Here is a 21,583-nt window from a genome sequence, read left to right as displayed (position 1 = left end):
GCGTCAGCTCTTGTCGGCCGTCTGCGGGGCGTCGTCGCCCTCGGACTCCTTCGCCTGCGCTTCGGGGGCGTCGGCGGGGTCGGACGTGTCGGCGGCCTCGGGGCTGTCGGCGCCCTCGGCGGAGTCAGCGGTCCCGCTGTCCTTGCCGCTGTCCTTGGACAGGTCCACCGCGGCCGGTTCGACGATCTCCTCGCGTCCGGGGCGCAGCTTCGCCGAGATCACGAAGTACGTCACCGCGAGGACGAAGACGATGATCGCGGTCCACACGTTGAGCCGCAGTCCCAGGACGTGGTGCGCCTCGTCGACGCGCATGTACTCGATCCAGGCACGGCCCGTGCAGTAGGCCGCCACGTACAGCGCGAACGCCCGTCCGTGTCCGAGCTTGAACCGGCGGTCCGCCCAGACGACCAGGAGCGCGACACCGATGCACCACAGCGACTCGTACAGGAAGGTCGGGTGGTAGGTGCCCGCCACCCGGTTGGGGCCTTCGCTGATCTCCACCGCCCACGGCAGGTCCGTCCGCTTGCCGTACAGCTCCTGGTTGAACCAGTTGCCCCAGCGGCCGATCGCCTGGGCGAGGGCGATACCGGGTGCGAGCGCGTCGGCCCAGGCGGGCAGCGGGATTCCGCGGCGGCGGCAGCCGATCCAGGCACCGACGGCGCCGAGCGCGATCGCGCCCCAGATACCGAGGCCGCCTTCCCAGATCTTGAAGGCGTCGACCCAGTTCTCACCGTCGCTGAAGTACAGCTGGTAGTCGGTGACGACGTGGTAGAGCCTGCCGCCGACGAGGCCGAAGGGCACGGCCCAGACGGCGATGTCGGCAACGGTGCCGGCTCGGCCGCCGCGGGCGATCCAGCGCTTGTTGCCGAACCAGACGGCGACGAAGACACCGATGATGATGCAGAACGCGTAGCCGCGGAGCGGGATCGGGCCGAGCTCGATCACGCCGGTCGACGGGCTGGGAATGAAGGCAAGGTTCATGACGGGGTCGACGCTACCTTGCCGGACGGGACGTGAGGCAAGCCGTCCGGCAACTTCTGGGTAACGGGCCGGGCCCTCAGGACGGCTCGGAGCCCGAGGGCGTCGCCCCGACCGTGCCCGGTTCCTTGCCCTTGTTGGCCTCCGCCACCCACTTCTTGAGATTCGCCACGGAGATCTGCTCGTCCCCCTTCTTCGGGAAGATCGACTCACCGTTGAGCAGCGCGGTCGGAGTCCCCTGGAACCCGCCCTCACCGAAGGCTTTGTTCGACTTCTCGACCCAGCTGTCGTGCGTGCCGTCCTCCACACAGCTGCGGAAGGCGGGCGTGTCCAGTCCGTCCACGGTGCCGGCGAGCTCGATCAGCTTGCTGTTCTCGCCGAAGGCGTCGTCGGTCTCCGGCGGCTGATTGCGGTAGAGCACGTCGTGGTACGGGGCGAATTTGCCGACGTCCTGGGCGCAGGCCGCGGCATTGGCGGCCCGCAGCGATCCGCTGCCGCCGAGGTTGCCGTCGATGATCGTGGCCAGGTGGTACTCCACCTTGATCTGGCCGCTGTCGGCGAGCTCCGCGATGGTGCCCCGGAAGGCCTCCTCGAACTGGGCGCAGACGGGGCAGCGGAAGTCCTCCCAGATCGTGAGCGTGGACGGCGCGTCATCCGCTCCGACCTGGAGGGCCAGACCGTCCTTGCCCGTCGCCCCGGACGGGGTGACCGCGGGTCCGGCCTCGCTGTCCGTGTCGTTCTTGCCCGCGTTGGCGGCGATCAGGCCGATCACGGCAGCCAGCGCCAGCACGCCCACCACGGCGGTCGCGACGATCAGCGTGCGCCTGCGGCGCTCCCGCGCCCGGTCCAGCTCACGCTGCTGTACGAGCCGGTCGCGCGCGGCTCTCTTTGGCTCATGGTTCTTGTCGCTCACACCGCGCAAACGAACCGGGGAGGCACGTGAGCGCCTCCCCGGTCCTATGTCCACCCGTACGGGTGACGATCACTACCGGCGCTTTCGAACACCTTCGGCCAGCTCGCCGGCCAATGCGCGGACGGCGGCGAGTCCGGCTGCCGCGTCGGGGGCGTCCAGCATCCTCTTGACGAAGGCCGAGCCGACGATGACGCCGTCGGCGAAGCCGGCGACCTGTTCGGCGTGCTCGCGGGTGGAGACCCCGATCCCGACGCAGACCGGCAGGTCCGTGGTGGCGCGGGTGCGGCGCACCAGCTCCTGGGCCTGCTCGCCGACCGATTCACGGGTGCCGGTGACCCCCATGAGGGAGGAGGCGTACACGAAGCCCGAGCCCGCTGCCGTGATCGTGGCGAGGCGGGCGTCCTTGCTGCTCGGCGCGACGACGAAGACGGTGGCGAGACCGTGCTTCTCGGCGTGCTCACGCCACAGTCCGGACTCCTGGACCGGCAGGTCGGGCAGGATGCACCCGGCTCCGCCGGCCGCGGCGAGTTCGGCGGTGAAGCGGTCCACGCCGTACCGGTCGATGGGGTTCCAGTACGTCATGACGAGAATCGGGACGCCGGTGGCCTCGTAGGCCTCACGGACGGTGCGCATGATGTCGGCGATCTTGACGCCGCCCTTCAGCGCGATGTCGTCGGCGGTCTGGATGACCGGCCCGTCGAGCACCGGGTCGCTGTGCGGCAGGCCCACCTCGACGATGTCCGCGCCGCCCGCGACGACGGCCTTGACCGCCTCGATGCCGCCGTCGACCGTCGGGAAGCCGCCGGGCAGGTACGCGATGAGTGCGGCCCTGTCCTCGGCTGCCGCCCTGGCCAGCGCCGAATCCAGAAGCTCCCGGTTGCCGCTCACTTCTCCCCCTCCTGGTCGTACAGGCCGAAGTACCGTGCGGCCGTGTCCATGTCCTTGTCGCCCCGGCCTGACAGGTTGATCAGGATCAGCCCGTCCTTGCCGAGCTCCTGCCCGACCTCCAGCGCACCGGCCAGCGCGTGCGCGCTCTCGATGGCCGGGATGATGCCCTCGGTGCGGGAGAGGAGGCGCAGCGCCTGCATGGCGGCGTCGTCCGTCACCGCGCGGTACTCGCCGCGGCCGACGTCCTTGAGGTAGGCGTGCTCCGGGCCGATGCCCGGGTAGTCGAGGCCCGCCGAGATCGAGTACGGCTCGGTGATCTGGCCCTCGTCGTCCTGGAGGACGTAACTGCGTGAGCCGTGCAGGATTCCGGGCTCGCCCGCGGTCAGGGTCGCCGCGTGCTCGCCGGTCTCCACGCCGTGTCCGGCGGGCTCGCAGCCGATCAGCCGGACGCTCTCGTCCGGGATGAAGGCGTGGAAGAGGCCGATGGCGTTGGAGCCGCCGCCGACGCAGGCGACGGCGGCGTCCGGCAGCCGGCCGGCCCGCTCCAGGATCTGGCGGCGGGCCTCGACGCCGATCACCCGGTGGAAGTCGCGGACCATCGCCGGGAAGGGGTGGGGGCCGGCGACGGTGCCGAAGAGGTAGTGCGTGCGGTCCACGTTGGCGACCCAGTCGCGGAACGCCTCGTTGATGGCGTCCTTGAGGGTCTTGGAGCCGGACTTCACTGCGATGACCTCGGCGCCGAGCATCCGCATGCGCGCCACGTTCAGCGCCTGCCGCTCCGTGTCGACCTCACCCATGTAGATGGTGCATTCGAGTCCGAAGAGGGCGCAGGCGGTCGCGGTGGCGACGCCGTGCTGACCGGCGCCGGTCTCGGCGATGACCCGGGTCTTGCCCATGCGCTTGGTGAGGAGCGCCTGGCCCAGCACGTTGTTGATCTTGTGCGAGCCGGTGTGGTTCAGGTCCTCGCGCTTGAGGAAGACCCGGGCGCCTCCGGCGTGCTCGGCGAAGCGCGGGACCTCGGTCAGCGCGCTGGGCCTGCCCGTGTAGTTGACCATGAGCTCGTTGAGCTCGGCGGCGAAGGCCGGGTCGGCCTTGGCCTTGTCGTACTCGACGGCCACCTCGTCCACGGCGGCGACGAGCGCCTCCGGGATGAACTTGCCACCGAATGCGCCGAAGTACCCCTCGGCACTGGGAATCAGACCCTCGGGGTCCGGAATGAAGAAGTCGGACGACATACGACGTGCTCCTCGACTTGCAACGGGTGGGTTCACCGTATGCGCCGTGGGCGGAGCACCGCGCCGGCCGGTGAGCGGTCGGTGCGGTAAGGCGTGCGGACCTCCCGGTGGGGGGAGGAGTGCGACGGCCGGGGCTCGCTACGGCGCGGACCCCGTACGCCATCGCATGCCGTTGACCTGTCCCGGTTCGTCGCCGATCACGTACCGGACGCGACGGCCGTGCACCCGCCGGGCGGGGGCGCGGCAGCCCCGCGGCCGGCAGCCGCGGGCCAGGGGCGCGTGGGGGTCCCGGGCCGTCACCCCGGCGGGGCGCAGGCCCGGCCGGATGCGGGGCGCGGGACAGTCGGACACGGTGCGGGTCAGCCCCGTCCGTGCCGGAGGGCCGGGTGGGCGCCGGCGGCGACCAGGTCGGCCACGGCGGACCGGGGGTCCCGGCCGGTGACCAGGGACTCGCCGACGAGCACCGAGTCGGCGCCCGCGTTGGCGTAGGCGATCAGGTCGTGCGGGCCGCGGACGCCGGACTCGGCGACCTTGACGATGTGGTCGGGGATCTCGGGGGCGACGCGCTCGAAGGTGGAGCGGTCGACCTTGAGGTCCTTCAGATTGCGCGCGTTGACACCGATGATCTTCGCTCCGGCGTCCACGGCACGCTCCGCCTCCTCCTCGTCGTGCGCCTCGACGAGCGGCGTCAGGCCGATCGACTCGGCACGCTCGATCAGGGAGACGAGGGCCTCCTGGTCGAGGGCGGCCACGATCAGCAGGGCGAGGTCGGCGCCGTAGGCGCGTGCCTCCCACAGCTGGTACGAGGTGACGATGAAGTCCTTGCGGAGGATCGGGATGTCCACCTTGGCGCGGACGGCCTCAAGATCGGCGAGGGAGCCGCCGAAGCGGCGCTCCTCGGTGAGGACCGAGATGACGGACGCGCCGCCCGCCTCGTAGTCGGCGGCGAGCGCGGCCGGGTCGGCGATTGCGGCAAGGGCCCCCTTGGAGGGGCTGGAACGCTTGACCTCGCAGATGACGGTCACGCCCTCGCCGCGCAGGGCGGCGACTCCGTCCTTGGCCCGAGGAGCGCGGGCTGCGCGTTCCTTGAGCTCGTCGAGGCTGACGCGCGCCTGCCGCTCTGCGAGGTCGGCGCGAACGCCATCGATGATCTCGTCGAGCACACTCACGCGAGCGGCCCCCTTCCGGAACGGTGTATGAGGGAACAGGATCAGCCATCTCGATGGTATCCGCAGGAGGGCGATGGGCTCGCATCCGGCGGCGGTACGTCCCACTACCTGGGCATTCAGGGCGCCAAGCCTGACCCGAACGGCAGATTCCGGACGACGGAGAAGATCAGCAGCACCGCGCCGACACCCCACCAGTAGGCGGGGGCGAGGGCGATCCGCAGCGGCTCGCCCCGGCTTGCGCGGACCATCCAGAGCAGCCACACCACGGCGAAGACGGCGTAGCCGACGACGGCCAGGGCGTTGGAGCCGAGGGCGGCGGCGATGTCGCCGTGGGCGACGGCGTGGGCGCTGCGCAGCCCGCCGCAGCCGGGGCAGAACACGCCGGTGAACCGGAGCATGGGGCACACCGGGTAGTGGCCGGGTTCGTTGGGATCGACCGTGGCCACGTACCCGAAGGCACCGACGACGACGGCCATCGCACCGACCGGGGTGGCGAGCCGCCTGAGCCGGCTCACCGGCGCGGCAGGGGCGGACACGGGTCCGGCCGCGGCAGGGAGGGTGTGCGGCGGTCCGGGGGTGCCGGGTACGGGGGCCGGGTCCGGGGCGGCGGGAGAAGCTGAGGCGTCCACGCGCTGATTGTCCCCGCTCGTACGGAGAGGCGCAGCCCGGTCGGGCTGCGCCTCGTGTCGTGTCTGTGGACCGGCGTGCGGTCAGGCGGTGGTCTGTGCCTCTCCGGCACGGGCCCTGGCGGCCGCCAGCTCGGCCGACTCCTTCGGCATGCCGAGGCCGGCGGCCTTCATGGCGAGACCGACGAGTCCGCCGACGGCGATGACGGCCAGTCCGGCCCAGAAGCCGAGCGGGTTCGCCGCGACCATGAAGACGCCTGCGATGCAGAAGCCGATGAAGGCGATGATGACACCGGTCCAGGCGGCCGGGGTGTGTCCGTGGCTGCTGCCCGCCATGAGTTGCTCCTCGTTGGTGTTGCGCTGAAGGTATCGCTGTACAGAAAGCTCGCTGCCATTGTCCCGTACGTGCGGGTGGACCCGAGCCGGGGGGTCATGCCTCGCGCGTCGGGTCCTCGCCGCGGTCCAGGGCCTTCCACAGGTCCTCGGGCCGGTCGGGATCCGGGGCCGCGGGAGCGGCCTTGCGGGGGCGCGGGGTGCCGCCGCGCTCGTACCGTCCCGACATGGCGGGCCACCGGCTGCCGTACCGAAGGGCGAGCAGTCCGGCGAGCAGGATCAGCAGTCCGCCGACGGCCGTGACGTACGGCCAGGCGGTGTGGCTGAGCGCGTCGATGGTGGCCGAGGTGTTGCCGGTGGTCCGGGCGGCCTTCTCGTCGAGGGCGGCGCTGTCGGAGGCACCGGCGTAGGAGCTCAGTCCGGCGCCCAGTCCGCTGAGTGCCAGCAGTCCCGCGACGATCGTCCGGCCGCCGCCCCGGACGGCGAAGACGGCTACGAGGGCGGCCAGGCCGACGACGGCCAGGGCCGCCGGTAGGCCTGTGACGTCCTGGCCGTCCGCGGTCAGGGGCAGGGTGCCGCCGCCGACGGCTGCCGTGCCCTCGGCCCATTTCTGCCCTGAGGCGAGGAGGACGACGGTGGCGCCGGCGGCCCCGAGGAGCAGGCCGGCGCCCAGGCTGCGGCGGCTTCCTGCGCTGTCGGGCGCGGAGGCGGCACGGGCACGGGGCTGGGGTACGGGGACAGCACTCACGTACCCCACTATCCCTTACCGCCTCAGTGGGACCGGAGCCGGTTCGCCGTATGCACGGCGCGGAGCACCGCGGCGGCCTTGTTGCGGCACTCGGTGTCCTCGCCGACCGGGTCGGAGTCAGCGACGACGCCCGCTCCGGCCTGGACGTACGCGGTGCCGTCCCGGAGCAGAGCGGTCCGGATGGCGATGGCGGTGTCGGAGTCGCCCGCGAAGTCGAGGTAGCCGACGCAGCCGCCGTACAGCCCCCGGCGGGTCGGTTCGAGCTCCTCGATGATCTGCATGGCGCGCGGCTTGGGTGCGCCGGAGAGGGTGCCCGCGGGGAAGCACGCGGTGAGGACGTCGAAGGCCTTGTGGCCCTCGGCGACCCGTCCGGTGACGGTGGAGACGATGTGCATCACGTGCGAGTACCGCTCGACGGACATGAAGTCGACGACCTCGACGCTGCCGGGTTCGCAGACCCGTCCCAGGTCGTTGCGGCCGAGGTCGACGAGCATCAGGTGCTCGGCGCGTTCCTTCGGGTCGGCGAGGAGCTCGTCGGCGAGCGCCTGGTCCTCCTGCGGGGTGGCGCCGCGGTGCCTGGTCCCGGCGATGGGGTGGACCATGGCCCGGCCGTCCTCGACCTTGACGAGCGCCTCCGGGCTGGAGCCGACGACGTCGAAGCCGTCGAAGCGCAGGAGGTACATGTACGGCGACGGATTGGTGGCGCGCAGGACCCGGTAGACGTCCAGGGCGCTCGCCGTGCAGGGCGTCTCGAAGCGCTGGGAGGGCACGACCTGGAAGGCCTCGCCGGCCCTGATGCGCTCCTTGATGTCGTCGACGGCGTCCTGGTAGGCGGGGCCGCCCCACAGCGCGGTGTACGGCGGGAGCTCGGAGGGCGGCAGGGCGGCGGGGGCGTTCTCCACCGGCCTGGACAGGTCCCGCTCCATGGCGTCGAGCCGGGCGACCGCGTCCGCGTACGCCTCGTCGACCCCTGTGTCCAGGTCGTTGTGGTTGATGGCGTTGGCGATCAGGAGGACCGTGCCGTCCCCGTGGTCGAGCACGGCGAGGTCCGAAGTGAGGAGCATCGTCAGCTCGGGGAGCTTCAGGTCGTCGCCGCCGTGCTCGGTGATCTTCTCCAGCCGGCGCACGATGTCGTACCCGAGATAGCCGACCATGCCACCGGTGAACGGCGGCAGGCCGTCGTCGCCGACCAGGTCGCGCGGGGTGTGCAGGGTCTCGACGGTGGCGCGCAGGGCCTGCAGCGGGTCCCCGTCGACGGGGACGCCGACGGGCGGGGTGCCGAGCCAGTGGGCCCGGCCGTCCAGGGTGGTGAGGGTGGCGGCGCTGCGCACTCCGATGAAGGAGTAGCGGGACCAGGTGCGGCCGTTCTCCGCGGATTCGAGGAGGAACGTGCCGGTGCGCTCGTCCGCGAGTTTGCGGTAGAGCCCGACCGGGGTGTCACCGTCCGCGAGGAGCCGGCGGCTGACGGGGATGACGCGCCGCTCGACGGCGAGCTTGCGGAAGGTCTCGAGATCCATGGCGGCTGACCTTACTGGGACGGGGCGAGCGGAAGGACGTCCGCGTCGAAGCAGGTGCGGTCACCGGTGTGGCAGGCGGCACCGGTCTGGTCGACCTTCACCAGGACGGTGTCGGCGTCGCAGTCCAGGGCGACGGACCGGACCTGCTGGATGTGGCCGGAGGTGTCGCCCTTGACCCAGTACTCCTGGCGGCTGCGGGACCAGTAGGTGCAGCGGCCCGTGGTGAGGGTGCGGTGCAGTGCCTCGTCGTCCATCCAGCCGAGCATGAGCACCTCGCCGGTGTCGTACTGCTGGGCGATGGCCGGGACCAGTCCGTCGGGTCCGCGCTTGAGGCGGGCCGCGATGGCCGGGTCGAGGTTGCTGGCGGGGGTGGTGCCGGGCGTGCTGGTCATGCGCCCCATTGTGCCGCGCCGGGGACGGCCGCCCGGGTGTGCGTCCACTGGGCGGACCATGGGCGCCGGTCGTACGCTGGCGGGCATGTCGACCCATGCGAAGCGTGAACGTCTTCTGCTCGCCGACCTGTTGGAAGCGGCGGGCCCCGAAGCTCTGACCCTGTGCAACGGCTGGAAGACCCGGGACCTGGCCGCCCATGTGGTGGTGCGTGAGCGCCGCGCGGACGCGGCGGGCGGGATCCTGCTGGGCGCGCTGAAGAACCGGCTGGAGCGGGTGCAGGCCGAATTCGCCGAGAAGCCGTACGAGGAACTGATCCAGCTCATCCGTACGGGTCCGCCGCGGATGTCACCCTTCGGGCTGAAGCAGCTGGACGAGGCGGCCAACACGGTCGAGTTCTACATCCACGCGGAGGACGTGCGCCGGGCCCAGCCCGACTGGTCGCAGCGGACCCTGGACCCGGTCTTCGCCGATGTGCTGTGGTCGCGCACCGAGAAGTCGGCCCGGATGCTGGGCCGCAGGGCCCCGGTGGGTCTGGTGCTGCGCCGTCCGGACGGCCAGACGGTGGTGGCCCACAAGGGCACCCCGGTGGTGACGGTCACCGGGGAGCCGGGTGAGCTGCTGCTGTTCGCCGCGGGCCGGCAGGACGCCGCGCGGGTGGAGCTGGAGGGCGACAAGGACGCGCTGGCCCGGTTGCACACGGCGGAGCTGGGGCTGTAGTCGGCGGGTCAGGCGTCACGGCCCGCCGGTACGGGGACCCAGCGGGCCCGGTGCCGGGGGCCTTCCCGCGGGGTGTCCGGCCGGGGCCTGGATCCCAGCAGGCCGAGGAGGAACCCGGCGGGGATCGTGATCAGGCCCGGTGTCTGGAGCGGGAACACGTGGAAGTCCCATTCGGGGAACAGTGCGATGGGTGTGCCCGAGAACGCGGGTGACAGGACCATCAGGCCGGCGATCAGCGGGAGTGTTCCGTACACGGTCCACCGCACCCCGCGTGCGTTGAATCCGGGGCGGAAGAGCGCGTACAGCAGGACGGGCGGCAGGATCGAGGCAGCTGCGGCGAACGAGAGGGAGAGCAGCACCTGGGGGTTGCGTTCGTGGGTGTACGCCGAGAGGAGGACGGCGAGCGCACCGATCGCGAGCACCGCCAGGCGGGCCCGGCGGATCTCCCTGCCGGACGCCTTTCCGGCGCCCTGGGCGCCCTTCGCCGCGAAATCGCGGGCGAGGGTCGAGGCGGCGGCCAGGGTGATGCCGGCCACGGCGGCCAGGGTGGTGGCGAAGGCGGCGCAGGCGACGAGGGCGAACAGCGGGCTGTCGCGCGGCCCGTTCGCGCCAGGGTCCAGCACCCCGGTCACCATCAGCAGGGCCGTGCCCCCGGCCGGGTCGGCGGCGCGCAGGGTGTCCCGGCCGAGCAGGGCGGAGGCCCCGAGGCCGACGATGACGATCCCGGTGCACAGGACGGCGACCGGGGCGACGGACCAGACGGCCGCGCGGCGCGCGGTCCAGGCGTCGCGCAGCGGGTGCAGCCTCATCATGATGTGCGGCATGCAGGCCGCGCCGAGTACGAGGGTGAGCTGAAAGCCGATCAGGTCGAGGCTGCCGGCGAGCCCGTGGCCGAACTGGAGCCCGGGGCGCGCGTAGGCGCCGCCCGCCTTGCTGCCTTCCTGGGCCGCGTCGAAGAGTGCGAAGGGTGACCAGCCGAAGCGGGCGAGCACCAGGCCCGCGAGCAGGGTGACGGCGGCCAGCACGACGGCGACCTTGAGGATCTGGATGTAGCCGGTGCCGCGCATGCCGCCGAAGGCGGAGTAGCAGACCATCAGCGCGCCGCTGGCGACCGTGCAGCCGGTGAGCGCTCCTTCGGGGAGCCCGAACATCGCCGTCATGACGTGTCCGGCGGTGGTCAGCTGCACCAGGAGGAGCGGGGCGAGCACGACGAGGGTGGCGACGCCCAGCGCCCGGCGTACGGAGCCGTCCCCGAGCTGGTCGGCGAGGAAGTCACCGATGGTGAACACGCCCTTGCGGCGCAGGCGTTCGGCGAAGACCCGCATGACGAGGACCAACGAGGCGACGGTAGCCAGGGCGAAGAGCACACCGTCGAAGCCGGCGAGCGCGACTGATCCGGTGGTGGAGAGCAGCGTGGCGGCGCTGACGTAGTCCCCGGCGATGGCGAGCCCTCCGCCGACGGGGCCGAGCGAGGCCCCGCCGCCCGCGTAGAAGTGCTCGGGGTCGTCCTGGTCCGCTGCGGCGAGACCGCAGAGCAGCAGGGACACGGCGACGAATGCGAGGAAGATGACGACGGCCAGGGACCGGGCGTCGACCGCGCCGCTCACCGCGGTGGCTCCGCCGGTAGGGCCTTGAAAGGGGCAGCTGATGGCATGGGGCCAGGGCATCAGGTGCGGCGGGCGGGGAACAGGTGGCGGGTCCGGGGCGCGGCGCCCGTACAGCCCTCGCGGGGCGGATCTGTGCTTCTGCACAAGTCGAGTGCCGGGGACCGGCGTTGAGGGGGCGGGGCCCACGCGACGCCCCCGCCCCCTCCCCCGCTACGTCTCAGCCGCCCAGCAGCCGCCGCGCCGCCAGCGCCAGGGATACCTCGACCGCGTCGGAGGGCCGTGTGAGACAGCGGCCCGTCAGCTGTTCGAAGCGCCGCAGCCGGTTCAGCACCGTGTTGCGGTGGCAGTACAGCCGCGCCCCCGCCCGCTGCGCCGAACCGTCCGAGTCCAGCCATGCGGTCAGCGTCTCGATGAGCACGTCCCGGTCCGCGGGGTCGAGCCGGTCGAGCGGGCCGAGTACCCGGCCGGCGAGCGCGGTGCCCAGTCCGGGCGAGGAGACGACCAGGGCGGTCGGCAGGTGCTCGTCGAGCAGGACGGTGCCACCGGACGCCGGGCAGGCACGCAGCGCGGTCTCGGCGAGGCGCCGCGCGTCACCGACCGACGCAAGCCCGTCGACCACGGAGCTGATCCCGATCCGGGTCCCGGGCGGAGCCGTCAGTTCGGCTGCCACGGAGGCGAGTTCATCCGGTCCCAAGGCCTCGGACGTCCCGCCGTCGGTGCCTGCGGTCTCCGCGTCACCCTCGCGCGGGACAGCCGGGTCGGCCGCCACCGGCCCGGCGCCCAGCGGCAGGATCGCGAGTTCGGCGTCGGCCCCGGCATGCCAGAGCACCGGTGTCCCTGCGGGGAGGGTCAGCGGCGGCTGGGACGTTCCGTGCGGGGCACGGCGTGCGGTGGCGACCGCGAGCACCGCGTACCGTCCGTGCACCGACAGCCCCAGCATGGCCGCGGCGTCCGGCAGGTCGGCTATTCGGGCGGTGCCGTCCAGCAGGGCCGACGTCATCAGCCGCTGCTGGTTCTCGCGGCGCCAGGTGAGGCGCCGTTCGGCCTGCCGGTACGCCTCGGCCACCACTCCGCAGTGCTCGTCCACGAAGTTCCAGACGTCCGCCGCGACATGGACGAGCAGCCGGATGTCCTCGGGGTGGCGCCGCGCCGTCTCGTCGACCAGGTCCTGCCAGACCATCGCCCCGCCCATCCGGAAGGCGTGCAGGACCGCGTCGAGCGGTACGCCCTGTTCGGCGCGGGTCTCGCCGATCCACCGGGACGTGCGGTGGGCGGCCTCGCGGAACTCCCGGGGCTGGATCAGGGAGGCGACGTTGTGGCGCAGTGAGTGGTGGACCTCCTGCCAGATCTCGGCAGGGTCGCTCTCGATGGCCGTGCGGTAGGCGGGCTCCTGTTCCCGCAGCTGCTCGACGAGCCGGTCCGTGAGCTCCGGCAGTGCTTCCAGCAGCACTTGGGCGGCCCTGTGGAGTACGGCGATGGCCTCACGGTCGGCCAGGGAACGGAAGCGGTGCGGCAGCGGTGCTACGGGGGGCGGCCCGTGCAGCGCCCTGATCCGTGAACGTACGACCTGTGGCATGGCGGCCTCCACCGGGAATCGGCCGACTGCGGAAATGCCGGCCCGGTGCGCGCCCGGCCCGCCATTGGGCGGGCGCACACCGAATGATCCTGACGCCCGCAGAATGGCATACCGCCCGGTCGGTACCTAGGGGTGTGCGGCGTTCTTCTCATCACGGTCCTGCAACCTCGATGTAACACGGGCGGCACCGGCACGCCCCGCCCGGCCCGCGACACCCCTCGGACCTGCGGCGGGACTGCCGGAAGCGGCCGGCACGATCCGCCCGAGGCCGACCAAGGCCGACCGAGGCCGACCGAGGCCGACCGAGAGACGCTAGCGGTCCAGCAGCCTGGCGAGCTCGGTCCTGGACCTGACCCCCAGCGCCGCGAACACGTTGCGCAGGTGGTGGTCGACCGTCCGCGGGCTCACCGAGAGCCGCACCGCCACCTCGCGGTTCGTGGCGCCCTCCGCCACACAGCGGGCGATCCGCTGCTGCTGCGGGGTCAGCCCGGCGAGCGGCCCCGCCCCGCCCTGGTCGGGCACGTCCACCGCTTCCCCGGCCGCCCGCAGCTCCCCGCCCGCCCGGTCGGCCCAGGCGCGGGCCGAGCAGCGTTCGAAGGCGACCAGGGCGTCGCGCAGCGGGCCGCGGGCCTCACGGGTGCGGCGCCTGCGCCGCAGCAGCTGGCCGTGGAGCAGCTGGGTGCGGGCGCGCTCGAAGTCGCCGCCCGCACGGTCGTGGTGGGCGAGCGCCTCCTCGTACCGCGCGGCGGCCTCCTCCTGCGGTGCCAGGAGGGCCCGGCAGCGCGCCAGTTGGGCGGGGGCCTGCGGGTCGGTGGTCCGGGAGGTCCACAGCGCGAACTCCTCGACGGCCTCGGCCAGGCCGTCCGTGCCGTCGTCGGCCCGGCCGGAGAGGGCCACCGCCTCGATGTAGCACGGGATGGCGAGCAACCGGACGGCGAAGTGCCCCATCCGCGGTCCGGGCCGCACCAGTGGCCCGAGCCGGGCAGCCGCCTCGCCGGGCCGTCCGGCCGCGAGGTCCGCGCGGGCCACCGCCCAGGTGGCGAGGGTCGCCGCCTGGGTCAGACCGTGCGGACCGGCGCCGGCCAGTGCGGCGTCGGCATGGGCCGCACACGCTTCCGCGGGCCCTTCCACCGAGGCGGCGAGCGCCAGTACGGCGTGCAGATGGGTGGCGGCGTTGGGCTGTCCCGTGCGCCGGGCGGCATGCAGGCCCTCCAGCGCGTGGGCACGGGCCCTGGCGTGCCGTCCGGCCCGTAGTTCGGCGTAGGCGAGGTTCTCCAGGGCGTGCGGCAGCAGGGCCTCGGGCCCACGCGTGCGTACGGCGGCGAGCGCACGGGCTCCCGTCCGGCAGGCCGCGTCGACCTCGCCGAGCACCAGGGCCGAGACGGCGGCCCTCAGCAGCTCGTCGGGTTCCTCCGCACGGTCGGCCCAGTCCAGGCAGCACCGCAGCAGGGCGTGGCCCGCGACGGTGCGCCCGCCGAGTACGGCGCACATCCCGGCGCGGTACTGGACCGTGGCCCGGTCGGCCGGGGCGACGGGGATACGGTTCATGGCGTCCAGATAGGCGATGGCGTCCCCCATGGCCCAGGCGGCCTCCGCAGCGCCGAACAGGGCGTCCAGGGTGCGGCGCGGATCGTGCGGCGCGAGCAGTGTCGCCGCGTTCAGGAGGGCCTCGCGCGCGTCGGCCGCCGGTCCGTCGCGCAGGGCGAGCATGCCGCGTACGTAGGGTGCGACGCCTCCGGCGGGGTGGGCGCCTACGCGGGCCAGCATGGCGCGGGCCCGGCCGGTGTCGCCTGCGAGCCGGGCCTGTTCGGCGGCGGCCGCGAAGCGCGCGCCGCGCTGTGCGTCGTCGGTGGAGAGCGCGGCGGCGCGCGCGAGCGCGGCCGACCGTTCGGCGTGCGGGCGGGGGGCGACGGCCGCCGCCACGAGTTGCCCGGCGAGTGCGGTGTCGGGCCCGGGTGCGGCGCAGGCCCGCTGGACGAGTGCGGGCAGCGGGGGCGATCCGGGCCCGCCGAGCAGGGTGGCGAGCAGTTCGTGCACCGCCCTGCGCCGGGCCGTCGGCGCCCTGTGCAGGACCGCGCGGCGCAGCAGCGGATGACTGAAGTGCACGCGGCTTCCGGCCCGTTGGAGTGCCCCCGCGCTGCCCGCGGGTGCGAACAGGACGCGGTCCAGGTGGGCGGGTACCAGTCCGGCGCGGGCTCCTGCCCGCAGCAGCAGGGCGGCGTCCGCGCCCGCCCCGTCGGGTTCGTGTTCCTCCGCGGCCGCGGCCAGCAGCAGGAGGGTGTGGGTGTCCGGGTCGAGTCCGTCGAGATGGGCGGCGTGGGCGTCGAGGACGCTCTCGCCGCCGGGCAGCGGGTAGGGCAGCGCGGTGCGCCCGGCCAACTGGTCGGCGGTCAGGCGGCCGACGAGGCCGGCGAGCAGCCGGGGGTTCCCGGCCGCTTCCCGCAGGAGTTCGCTGCGGACGACCGGGTCGACATCGCCCGTGGCGTCGGTGAGCCGGTCCAGGAGTGCGGCTGCCGCGTCGTCGTCGAGCGGGCCGAGGCGCAGGGCGGGCAGTCCGGCGAAGGTGGTCTCGTCGGCGGAGCCGATCACCACGGCGACGCGGCTGCCCGCGCCGAGTCTGCGTGCCGCGAAGCCGAGCGCGGCCCGCGAGTCGGGGTCCCAGGCGTGGGCGTCGTCCACGCAGACCAGCAGCGGCCGTTCGGCGCCGAGGCCGCGCAGCAGGCCGAGCAGGCCGCCGGGGGTGATCCCGGTGCGCAGGACGCGGTCGGGGGAGACGGCCAGGGGGCCCTGCGCGGAGCAGAGCAGGGCGTGCAGCCCGCTGTAGGGCAGCCGTTCCTCGGCGGGGGCGGCGGAGGCGTACAGCACGGGCCCTTCGCGGCGTGCGAAGTAGTCGGCTGCTGCCTGCCGCAGGAGGGCGGTGCGGCCGAGGCCGGGGGGCGAGGTGAGCACGAGCGCTCCGCCGTCCCCTGCCCGCAGCCGCCCCAAGAGGGTTTCCAGGATGGCGAGTTCACCGCTGCGGCCGTACAGCCGGAGCGGACTGTGCACGGTCGTCGTTAGGGTCACGCTCTCACGTTACTTCCGCGTAAACAGCGTCGGAAGGTTCGCGTCCGCTCCCCCGTCCGGGGCGGCCCGGAGCGGTGCGGGCTCCCAACAGAACGCGGTGCGGGCTGTGCGGGGGCACAGTCCCGGGCCGGTGTGCCGCACCCGCCCGTAACGTCGGTGCATGACTGATGAATTCCGTACACACGACGGTCTGACCCTTCGGTACTGGTCCTGGTCCGGGAGCCCGGCCGGCGCACTGCCCCCGGTGGTGCTCCTGCACGGCTTCGCCGCCCATGCCCGGCTGAACTGGGAGGGCCCCGGGGTCGTCGAGGCACTGGTCGCGCAGGGCCGCCGGGTGTACGCCCTGGACGCGCGCGGTCACGGCGACTCGGACAAGCCGCACGGCGACACGTACTACGGCGAGTCGCTGATGGCCCGTGATGTGCGCCTGCTGATCGACCGCATCGGCGCGGAGCGGGTGCATGTCGCGGGCTATTCCATGGGCGCCGTGGTGGCGCTGCTCGCGGCGGCCGACGACACGCGGATCAGCCGCCTGGTGGTCGGCGGGATCGGTGCGGGCGCGGTGGAGGTGGGCGGTCTGGACACCCGGGCGATGCCTCCGGAGCTGGTGTCGGCCGCGCTCACGGCCGAGGACGCGGCCGATGTCCCGGAGCGGACCCGCGGCTTCCGGGTGCTGGCCGATGTGTCGGGTTCGGACCGGTTCGCGCTGGCGGCGCAGATCCGTTCGGTGCACCGGGACGCGCTGCCGCTGGACCGGATCAAGGTCCCCACGCTCGTCCTCGCCGGGGAGGGCGATCCTCTCGCGATACGGCCCGGGGTGCTGGCCGACGCGATCGCCGGGGCGGAGCTGACCGTGCTGCCCGGCGACCATCTGACCGTCGTACGGGATCCGGGTTTCGCCGGGGCCATCACCCGGTTCCTGGCCGAGGACTGAGGCCCGGGCAGCGCGACGGGGGCCGGACCGCGGTACGCGCGGCCCGGCCCCCGTCGTCCCCCCGTCGGCTACGAGGTGTGCGGGCAGTTGCCCTTGTACTCGGCGATCGTCAGGCTGGTCGACGGCAGCGGGCAGAGGAACTGCTCGTAGCGGGTGTCATTGTCGATGAAGCGCTTCAGCCACGAGATGCTGTACTTCGCGATCGTCGTGTTCGACGAGTTCGGGGTGAAGTGGGTGGCTCCCCGCAGCTCCAGGTACGCCTTGTCCAGCGAACTCGGCAGCGAGTTGTAGAACGGCTTGGAGTGCGTGGCGACGGGGGCGATCGTGTCGCCGTCCGCGCCGATCACGAGGGTCGGGGTCTTCACCTCGGGCCAGGTCTTGTCGGTGTTCCAGCCGGTCAGCGGGATCGCCGCCTGCAGCGACGGACGGTCCTTCGCGGCCTCCAGCGTGCCGCCACCACCCATGGAGTGGCCCATCACACCGAGCCTGGAGGCGTCGACCCGGCTGCGGACCGAGCTGTCCTCGGTGAGGTAGTCCAGCGCGGCGAGCAGCTGGTCACCACGGCTGGCCGGCTGGTCCACCGTGGTGTTGGTGTCGATGGTGAAGACGACGAAGCCCTGCGAGGCGAGGCGCGTTCCCAGCCAGGCGATGCTCGACTCGTAGGCGGTGAAGCCGGGCGAGATGACGACCGCGCCGAAGGTGCCGTCGGAGGTGGACGTCGGGTAATAGATCGTGCCGCCGCCGAAGCCTCTGACGCTCAGTGAGGACACGGACGTCTGGGACGTCGCGTACGAGCCGCGGAGCGCCTCGATACTCGAGTTGCTCGGTGCCGGACCACGCTCGTAGGGGTTGTCGGCGGCCTGGGCTCCACCGGGGATGAGCGCGGTGACCAGACCGGCCGTGGCGGCCGCGGCTGCGAGGCCGAGCCTGATGGTGCGGGAGCGGCTCTTGGACATCCGGTGGCGGCGCGGGGAGATGTCGCCGGAGGGGAGGTGCTGCTGCACTGGGGATCCTCTCGGTTGTGGCGGAACCACCGCGACAGCCGACGGCCCCTCGTCCGGGGGCCATCGGGGGGTGCACCGCGTGGCTAGCGCCGTCATTCGCTGACATTCGCCACTTTCGCGGTGCACCCCCTGCGCGCACATCGGCGATATCACCGGTCTTCGCCACGGGCTGCCGGCGGGCGGGCCCGGGCAGCACGAAGGGCCGGGCCGCGTCACGCGGCCCGGCCCCTGGTCCTGTGGGTCAGGAGGTGTGCGGGCAGTTGCCCTTGTACTCGGCGATCGTCAGGCTGGTCGACGGCAGCGGGCAGAGGAACTGCTCGTAGCGGGTGTCATTGTCGATGAAGCGCTTCAGCCACGAGATGCTGTACTTCGCGATCGTCGTGTTCGACGAGTTCGGGGTGAAGTGGGTGGCTCCCCGCAGCTCCAGGTACGCCTTGTCCAGCGAACTCGGCAGCGAGTTGTAGAACGGCTCCGAGTGGGTGGCGACGGGGGCGATCGTGTCGCCGTCCGCGCCGATCACGAGGGTCGGGGTCTTCACCTCGGGCCAGGTCTTGTCGGTGTTCCAGCCGGTCAGCGGGATCGCCGCCTGCAGCGACGGACGGTCCTTCGCGGCCTCCAGCGTGCCACCGCCGCCCATGGAGTGGCCCATCACGCCGAGCCTGGAGGCGTCGATCCGGGTGCGGACCGAGCTGTCCTCGGTGAGGTAGTCCAGCGCGGCGAGCAGCTGGTCACCACGGCTGGCCGGCTGGTCCGACGTCGTGTTGGTGTCGATCGTGAAGACGACGAAGCCCTGCGAGGCGAGGCGCGTTCCCAGCCAGGCGATGCTCGACTGGTACGCCGTGAACCCGGGCGAGATGACGACCGCGCCGAAGGTACCGTCCGCGGTGGACGTCGGGTAGTAGATCGTCCCGCCGCCGAAGCCCCTGACGCTCAGTGAGGACACGGTCGCCTGGGACGTCGCGTACGAACCGCGGCTTGCCTCGATACTCGCATTGGTCGGTGCCGGACCACGCTCGTAGGGGTTGTCGGCGGCCTGGGCGCCCGGCATCAGAGCGGTGACCAGACCGGCCGTCGCGGCCGCGGCTGCGACGGCGAGCTTGATGGTGCGGGAGCGGCTCTTCGACATCCGGTGGCTGCGTGGGGAGATGTCGCCGGAGGGGAGGTGCTGCACGAGGGGGGTCCTCTCGGTTGTGGCGGAGCCACAACGCGGCAGCCTTCGACCCGTCGTCCCGGGCCTTCGGGGTGCACCGCGTGGGTACCGCCGTCATTCGTTGACGGTCGCCACACTCGCGCCGCACCCCGTGCGCACACATCGGCGAGATGGCCGGTCTTCGCGACCGGCCCTTCTCTCCCCCGGGTCAGCGGACCGGGTGTCCGGCCTCCCGGAGAGCACCCTTGACCTCGGAGATCCGCAGGTCACCGAAGTGGAAGACGGACGCGGCCAGGACCGCGTCGGCTCCCGCCTCGATGGCCGGCGGGAAGTCCGACAGCCGGCCCGCACCACCGGATGCGATGACGGGGACGGTGACGTGCGCCCGTACGGCCTTGATCATCTCGGTGTCGTAGCCGTCCTTCGTGCCGTCGGCGTCCATCGAGTTGAGCAGGATCTCGCCCGCGCCGAGCTCGGCTGCCCGGTGGGCCCACTCGACGGCGTCGATGCCGGTGCCCCTGCGGCCGCCGTGCGTCGTCACCTCGAAGGTGCCCTCGGGGGTGCGGCGGGCGTCGACGGAGAGCACGAGCACCTGGCGCCCGAAGCGTTCGGCGATCTCCCGGATCAGCTCGGGGCGGGCGATGGCCGCGGTGTTGACCCCGACCTTGTCGGCCCCGGCCCGCAGCAGCTTGTCCACGTCGTCGGGGGTGCGGACGCCACCGCCGACCGTGAGCGGGATGAAGACCTGCTCGGCGGTGCGCCGCACCACGTCGTACGTCGTCTCCCGGTCGCCGCTGGAGGCGGTGATGTCGAGGAAGGTCAGCTCGTCGGCGCCCTCGGCGTCGTACAGCTTGGCCATCTCGACGGGGTCGCCCGCGTCGCGCAGGTTCTGGAAGTTGACGCCCTTGACGACGCGGCCGTTGTCCACGTCCAGGCACGGGATGACCCGTACGGCGAGCGTCATCGCTCACCTGCCCGGTAGGCCTCGACCTCGACCTCGACGACCAGGCTGGGGTCGACGAAGCCGGACACGATGATCATGGAGGCGGCGGGGCGCACGTCGTCGAACAGCTCCTTGTGCGCGCGGCCCACCTCGTCGACGTCCCTGGCGTGCGTGATGTACATCCGGGTGCGGACGACGTCCTCGCGTCCGAGGCCGGCCTGCTTCAGCGCGTCGAAGGCGACCTGGAAGGAGGTGATGGCCTGCTCGTACGGGCTGCCGGCCGAGATCTGGCCGCCCACGACCGAGGTGCAGCCGGAGACCAGCACGAGGCCGCCCGGGAGTTCCACCGCGCGGGAGTAGCCGAACTTCTCCTCCCAGGGGGCGCCGGAGGAGATGCGGCGTACGGAGTCCGTCATACGGAGACCGCCTCCAGTGCCTCCTCCAGGGTGAACGCCTTCGCGTACAGCGCCTTGCCGACGATCGCGCCCTCGACGCCTTCCGGGACGAGCAGGGAGATCGCCCGCAGGTCGTCCAGCGAGGAGACGCCGCCGGAGGCGACGACGGGCTTGTCGGTGGCGGCGCAGACGTTCCTCAGGAGCTCCAGGTTGGGGCCCTGCAGGGTGCCGTCCTTGGCGATGTCGGTGACGACGTAGCGGGCGCAGCCCTCGGAGTCGAGGCGGGCGAGCGTCTCGTAGAGGTCGCCGCCGTCGCGGGTCCAGCCGCGGCCGCGCAGTGTCGTGCCGCGGACGTCGAGGCCGACCGCGATCTGGTCGCCGTGCTCGGCGATGACCTTGGCGACCCACTCGGGGGTCTCCAGGGCGGCGGTGCCGAGGTTGACCCGGCGGCAGCCGGTGGCGAGGGCCGCGGCGAGCGAGGCGTCGTCGCGGATGCCGCCGGAGAGCTCGACCTTGATGTCCATGGCGCCGGCCACTTCGGCGATCAGCGCACGGTTGTCGCCGGTGCCGAAGGCGGCGTCCAGGTCGACGAGGTGCAGCCACTCGGCCCCGGAGCTCTGCCAGGCGAGGGCGGCTTCCAGCGGCGAGCCGTAGGAGGTCTCGGAGCCGGACTCGCCGTGTACGAGGCGGACGGCCTGGCCGTCGCGGACGTCGACGGCGGGGAGCAGTTCAAGCTTCGGCATTACAGCGTCTCGATCCAGTTGGTCAGCAGCTGGGCGCCGGCATCGCCGGACTTCTCGGGGTGGAACTGGGTGGCCCACAGCGCGCCGTTCTCCACGGCTGCCACGAACCGCTCTCCGTGTGTCGCCCAAGTGACCTTGGGGGCACGGATCTTGGCGTTGGTGACTTCGAGGGACCAGTCGTGCGCGGCGTAGGAGTGCACGAAGTAGTAGCGGGACTCGGGGTCGAGTCCCGCGAAGAGCTGCGAGCCCTCGGGGGATTCGACGGTGTTCCAGCCCATGTGCGGGACGACGTCGGCCTTGAGCGGTCCGACGGTGCCGGGCCACTCGTCGAGGCCCTCGGTCTCCACCCCGTGCTCGATGCCGCGCTCGAACAGGATCTGCATGCCGACACAGATGCCCATGACGGGACGGCCGCCGGACAGCCTGCGGCCGATGATCCATTCGCCGCGGGCCCGCTTCAGCCCTTCCATGCAGGCCGAGAAGGCGCCCACGCCGGGGACGAGCAGCCCGTCGGCGTTCATCGCGCGGTCGAAGTCGCGGGTGATCTCCACGTCCGCGCCGACGTGGGCGAGGGCCCGCTCGGCGGAACGCACGTTGCCGAAGCCGTAGTCGAAGACGACGACCTTCTTGCTTTCGCTCACAGTCCTGCCC

Annotated in this window: 22 protein-coding genes; 2 read left to right on the top strand and 20 right to left on the bottom strand. The window is 72.6% G+C overall.

Going from position 1 to position 21,583, the window contains the following annotated elements:
* Positions 1 to 3: 3 nt before the first annotated feature.
* The 11 genes from lgt to hisI all read right to left on the bottom strand — a co-directional run bounded on the left by lgt (position 4) and on the right by hisI (position 8,799).
* On the bottom strand, positions 4 to 981 hold the full coding sequence (gene lgt, locus OG257_RS28470; protein WP_329212105.1) for a prolipoprotein diacylglyceryl transferase: 978 nt from the start codon (positions 979 to 981) through the stop codon (positions 4 to 6).
* 76 nt (positions 982 to 1,057) lie between these two features.
* Positions 1,058 to 1,891 carry a DsbA family protein gene (locus tag OG257_RS28465; protein WP_329212103.1) on the bottom strand — a complete coding sequence of 278 codons (834 nt, stop codon included), beginning with the start codon at positions 1,889 to 1,891 and terminating at the stop codon, positions 1,058 to 1,060.
* Positions 1,892 to 1,963: 72 nt separating this feature from the next.
* The gene (gene trpA / locus OG257_RS28460; protein WP_329212101.1) at positions 1,964 to 2,779 is read right to left on the bottom strand and encodes a tryptophan synthase subunit alpha; all 816 of its coding nucleotides are present in this window, start codon (positions 2,777 to 2,779) and stop codon (positions 1,964 to 1,966) included.
* On the bottom strand, positions 2,776 to 4,014 hold the full coding sequence (gene trpB / locus OG257_RS28455; protein ID WP_329212099.1) for a tryptophan synthase subunit beta: 1,239 nt from the start codon (positions 4,012 to 4,014) through the stop codon (positions 2,776 to 2,778). The genes trpA and trpB overlap by 4 nt, the downstream gene beginning before the upstream one ends.
* A gap of 138 nt (positions 4,015 to 4,152) precedes the next feature.
* Positions 4,153 to 4,365 carry a tryptophan biosynthesis modulator TrpM gene (gene trpM, locus OG257_RS28450; RefSeq protein ID WP_329212098.1) on the bottom strand — a complete coding sequence of 71 codons (213 nt, stop codon included), beginning with the start codon at positions 4,363 to 4,365 and terminating at the stop codon, positions 4,153 to 4,155.
* Positions 4,366 to 4,373: 8 nt separating this feature from the next.
* Positions 4,374 to 5,183 (bottom strand): indole-3-glycerol phosphate synthase TrpC, encoded by an 810-nt coding sequence (gene trpC / locus OG257_RS28445; RefSeq protein WP_329212096.1) that lies wholly within the window; start codon positions 5,181 to 5,183, stop codon positions 4,374 to 4,376.
* A 116-nt stretch (positions 5,184 to 5,299) separates the two neighbouring features.
* A complete protein-coding gene (locus OG257_RS28440) occupies positions 5,300 to 5,812 on the bottom strand; it encodes a DUF2752 domain-containing protein (protein ID WP_329212094.1) in 513 nt (170 codons plus the stop codon).
* 81 nt (positions 5,813 to 5,893) lie between these two features.
* A complete protein-coding gene (locus tag OG257_RS28435; RefSeq protein ID WP_329212092.1) occupies positions 5,894 to 6,145 on the bottom strand; it encodes an HGxxPAAW family protein in 252 nt (83 codons plus the stop codon).
* 94 nt (positions 6,146 to 6,239) lie between these two features.
* Positions 6,240 to 6,899 (bottom strand): TIGR02234 family membrane protein, encoded by a 660-nt coding sequence (locus OG257_RS28430; protein WP_329212090.1) that lies wholly within the window; start codon positions 6,897 to 6,899, stop codon positions 6,240 to 6,242.
* Positions 6,900 to 6,913: 14 nt separating this feature from the next.
* Entirely contained in the window at positions 6,914 to 8,407 is a 1,494-nt protein-coding gene (locus OG257_RS28425; protein ID WP_329212088.1) for an anthranilate synthase component I, read from the bottom strand.
* Between the two features lie 11 nt (positions 8,408 to 8,418).
* The gene (gene hisI / locus OG257_RS28420) at positions 8,419 to 8,799 is read right to left on the bottom strand and encodes a phosphoribosyl-AMP cyclohydrolase (RefSeq protein WP_329212087.1); all 381 of its coding nucleotides are present in this window, start codon (positions 8,797 to 8,799) and stop codon (positions 8,419 to 8,421) included.
* 85 nt (positions 8,800 to 8,884) lie between these two features.
* Between hisI and OG257_RS28415 the strand changes: the two genes are divergently transcribed.
* Positions 8,885 to 9,517, top strand: a complete 633-nt coding sequence (locus OG257_RS28415; protein WP_329212085.1) for a TIGR03085 family metal-binding protein — start codon at positions 8,885 to 8,887, stop codon at positions 9,515 to 9,517.
* A gap of 8 nt (positions 9,518 to 9,525) precedes the next feature.
* Here the strand turns inward: OG257_RS28415 and OG257_RS28410 are convergent, their stop codons facing one another.
* The 3 genes from OG257_RS28410 to OG257_RS28400 form a co-directional block, all read right to left on the bottom strand.
* Positions 9,526 to 11,124 (bottom strand): sodium/solute symporter, encoded by a 1,599-nt coding sequence (locus OG257_RS28410; protein ID WP_329212083.1) that lies wholly within the window; start codon positions 11,122 to 11,124, stop codon positions 9,526 to 9,528.
* Between the two features lie 217 nt (positions 11,125 to 11,341).
* Positions 11,342 to 12,700 carry a PucR family transcriptional regulator gene (locus tag OG257_RS28405; protein WP_329212081.1) on the bottom strand — a complete coding sequence of 453 codons (1,359 nt, stop codon included), beginning with the start codon at positions 12,698 to 12,700 and terminating at the stop codon, positions 11,342 to 11,344.
* 312 nt (positions 12,701 to 13,012) lie between these two features.
* The gene (locus OG257_RS28400; RefSeq protein WP_329212079.1) at positions 13,013 to 15,763 is read right to left on the bottom strand and encodes a helix-turn-helix transcriptional regulator; all 2,751 of its coding nucleotides are present in this window, start codon (positions 15,761 to 15,763) and stop codon (positions 13,013 to 13,015) included.
* Positions 15,764 to 15,923: 160 nt separating this feature from the next.
* Between OG257_RS28400 and OG257_RS28395 the strand changes: the two genes are divergently transcribed.
* Positions 15,924 to 16,697: an alpha/beta fold hydrolase gene (locus tag OG257_RS28395; RefSeq protein WP_329212077.1), complete on the top strand. Its 774-nt coding sequence runs from the start codon at positions 15,924 to 15,926 to the stop codon at positions 16,695 to 16,697.
* A 68-nt stretch (positions 16,698 to 16,765) separates the two neighbouring features.
* On the opposite strand, the gene bdeA (OG257_RS28390) is transcribed toward OG257_RS28395, so the two are convergent.
* The 6 genes from bdeA (OG257_RS28390) to hisH all read right to left on the bottom strand — a co-directional run bounded on the left by bdeA (OG257_RS28390) (position 16,766) and on the right by hisH (position 21,573).
* Positions 16,766 to 17,701 carry a bis(hydroxyethyl) terephthalate hydrolase gene (bdeA, locus tag OG257_RS28390; protein ID WP_329212075.1) on the bottom strand — a complete coding sequence of 312 codons (936 nt, stop codon included), beginning with the start codon at positions 17,699 to 17,701 and terminating at the stop codon, positions 16,766 to 16,768.
* A 241-nt stretch (positions 17,702 to 17,942) separates the two neighbouring features.
* On the bottom strand, positions 17,943 to 18,827 hold the full coding sequence (gene bdeA / locus OG257_RS28385; RefSeq protein WP_329215393.1) for a bis(hydroxyethyl) terephthalate hydrolase: 885 nt from the start codon (positions 18,825 to 18,827) through the stop codon (positions 17,943 to 17,945).
* A 232-nt stretch (positions 18,828 to 19,059) separates the two neighbouring features.
* Positions 19,060 to 19,815, bottom strand: a complete 756-nt coding sequence (hisF, locus tag OG257_RS28380) for an imidazole glycerol phosphate synthase subunit HisF (protein ID WP_329212074.1) — start codon at positions 19,813 to 19,815, stop codon at positions 19,060 to 19,062.
* Positions 19,812 to 20,210: a RidA family protein gene (locus tag OG257_RS28375; RefSeq protein WP_329212072.1), complete on the bottom strand. Its 399-nt coding sequence runs from the start codon at positions 20,208 to 20,210 to the stop codon at positions 19,812 to 19,814. Before OG257_RS28375 ends, hisF begins: the two co-directional genes overlap by 4 nt.
* Positions 20,207 to 20,932 carry a bifunctional 1-(5-phosphoribosyl)-5-((5-phosphoribosylamino)methylideneamino)imidazole-4-carboxamide isomerase/phosphoribosylanthranilate isomerase PriA gene (priA, locus tag OG257_RS28370; protein ID WP_329212070.1) on the bottom strand — a complete coding sequence of 242 codons (726 nt, stop codon included), beginning with the start codon at positions 20,930 to 20,932 and terminating at the stop codon, positions 20,207 to 20,209. Before priA ends, OG257_RS28375 begins: the two co-directional genes overlap by 4 nt.
* Positions 20,932 to 21,573 carry an imidazole glycerol phosphate synthase subunit HisH gene (hisH, locus tag OG257_RS28365; protein WP_329212068.1) on the bottom strand — a complete coding sequence of 214 codons (642 nt, stop codon included), beginning with the start codon at positions 21,571 to 21,573 and terminating at the stop codon, positions 20,932 to 20,934. Before hisH ends, priA begins: the two co-directional genes overlap by 1 nt.
* Positions 21,574 to 21,583 lie beyond the last annotated feature (10 nt).

The sequence above is a fragment of the Streptomyces sp. NBC_00683 genome (assembly GCF_036226745.1).
In the GTDB taxonomy this organism is placed as follows: domain Bacteria; phylum Actinomycetota; class Actinomycetes; order Streptomycetales; family Streptomycetaceae; genus Streptomyces.
The sequence above is the reverse complement of the archived record's forward strand: the minus strand, read 5'-3'. Positions and strand labels throughout refer to the sequence as shown.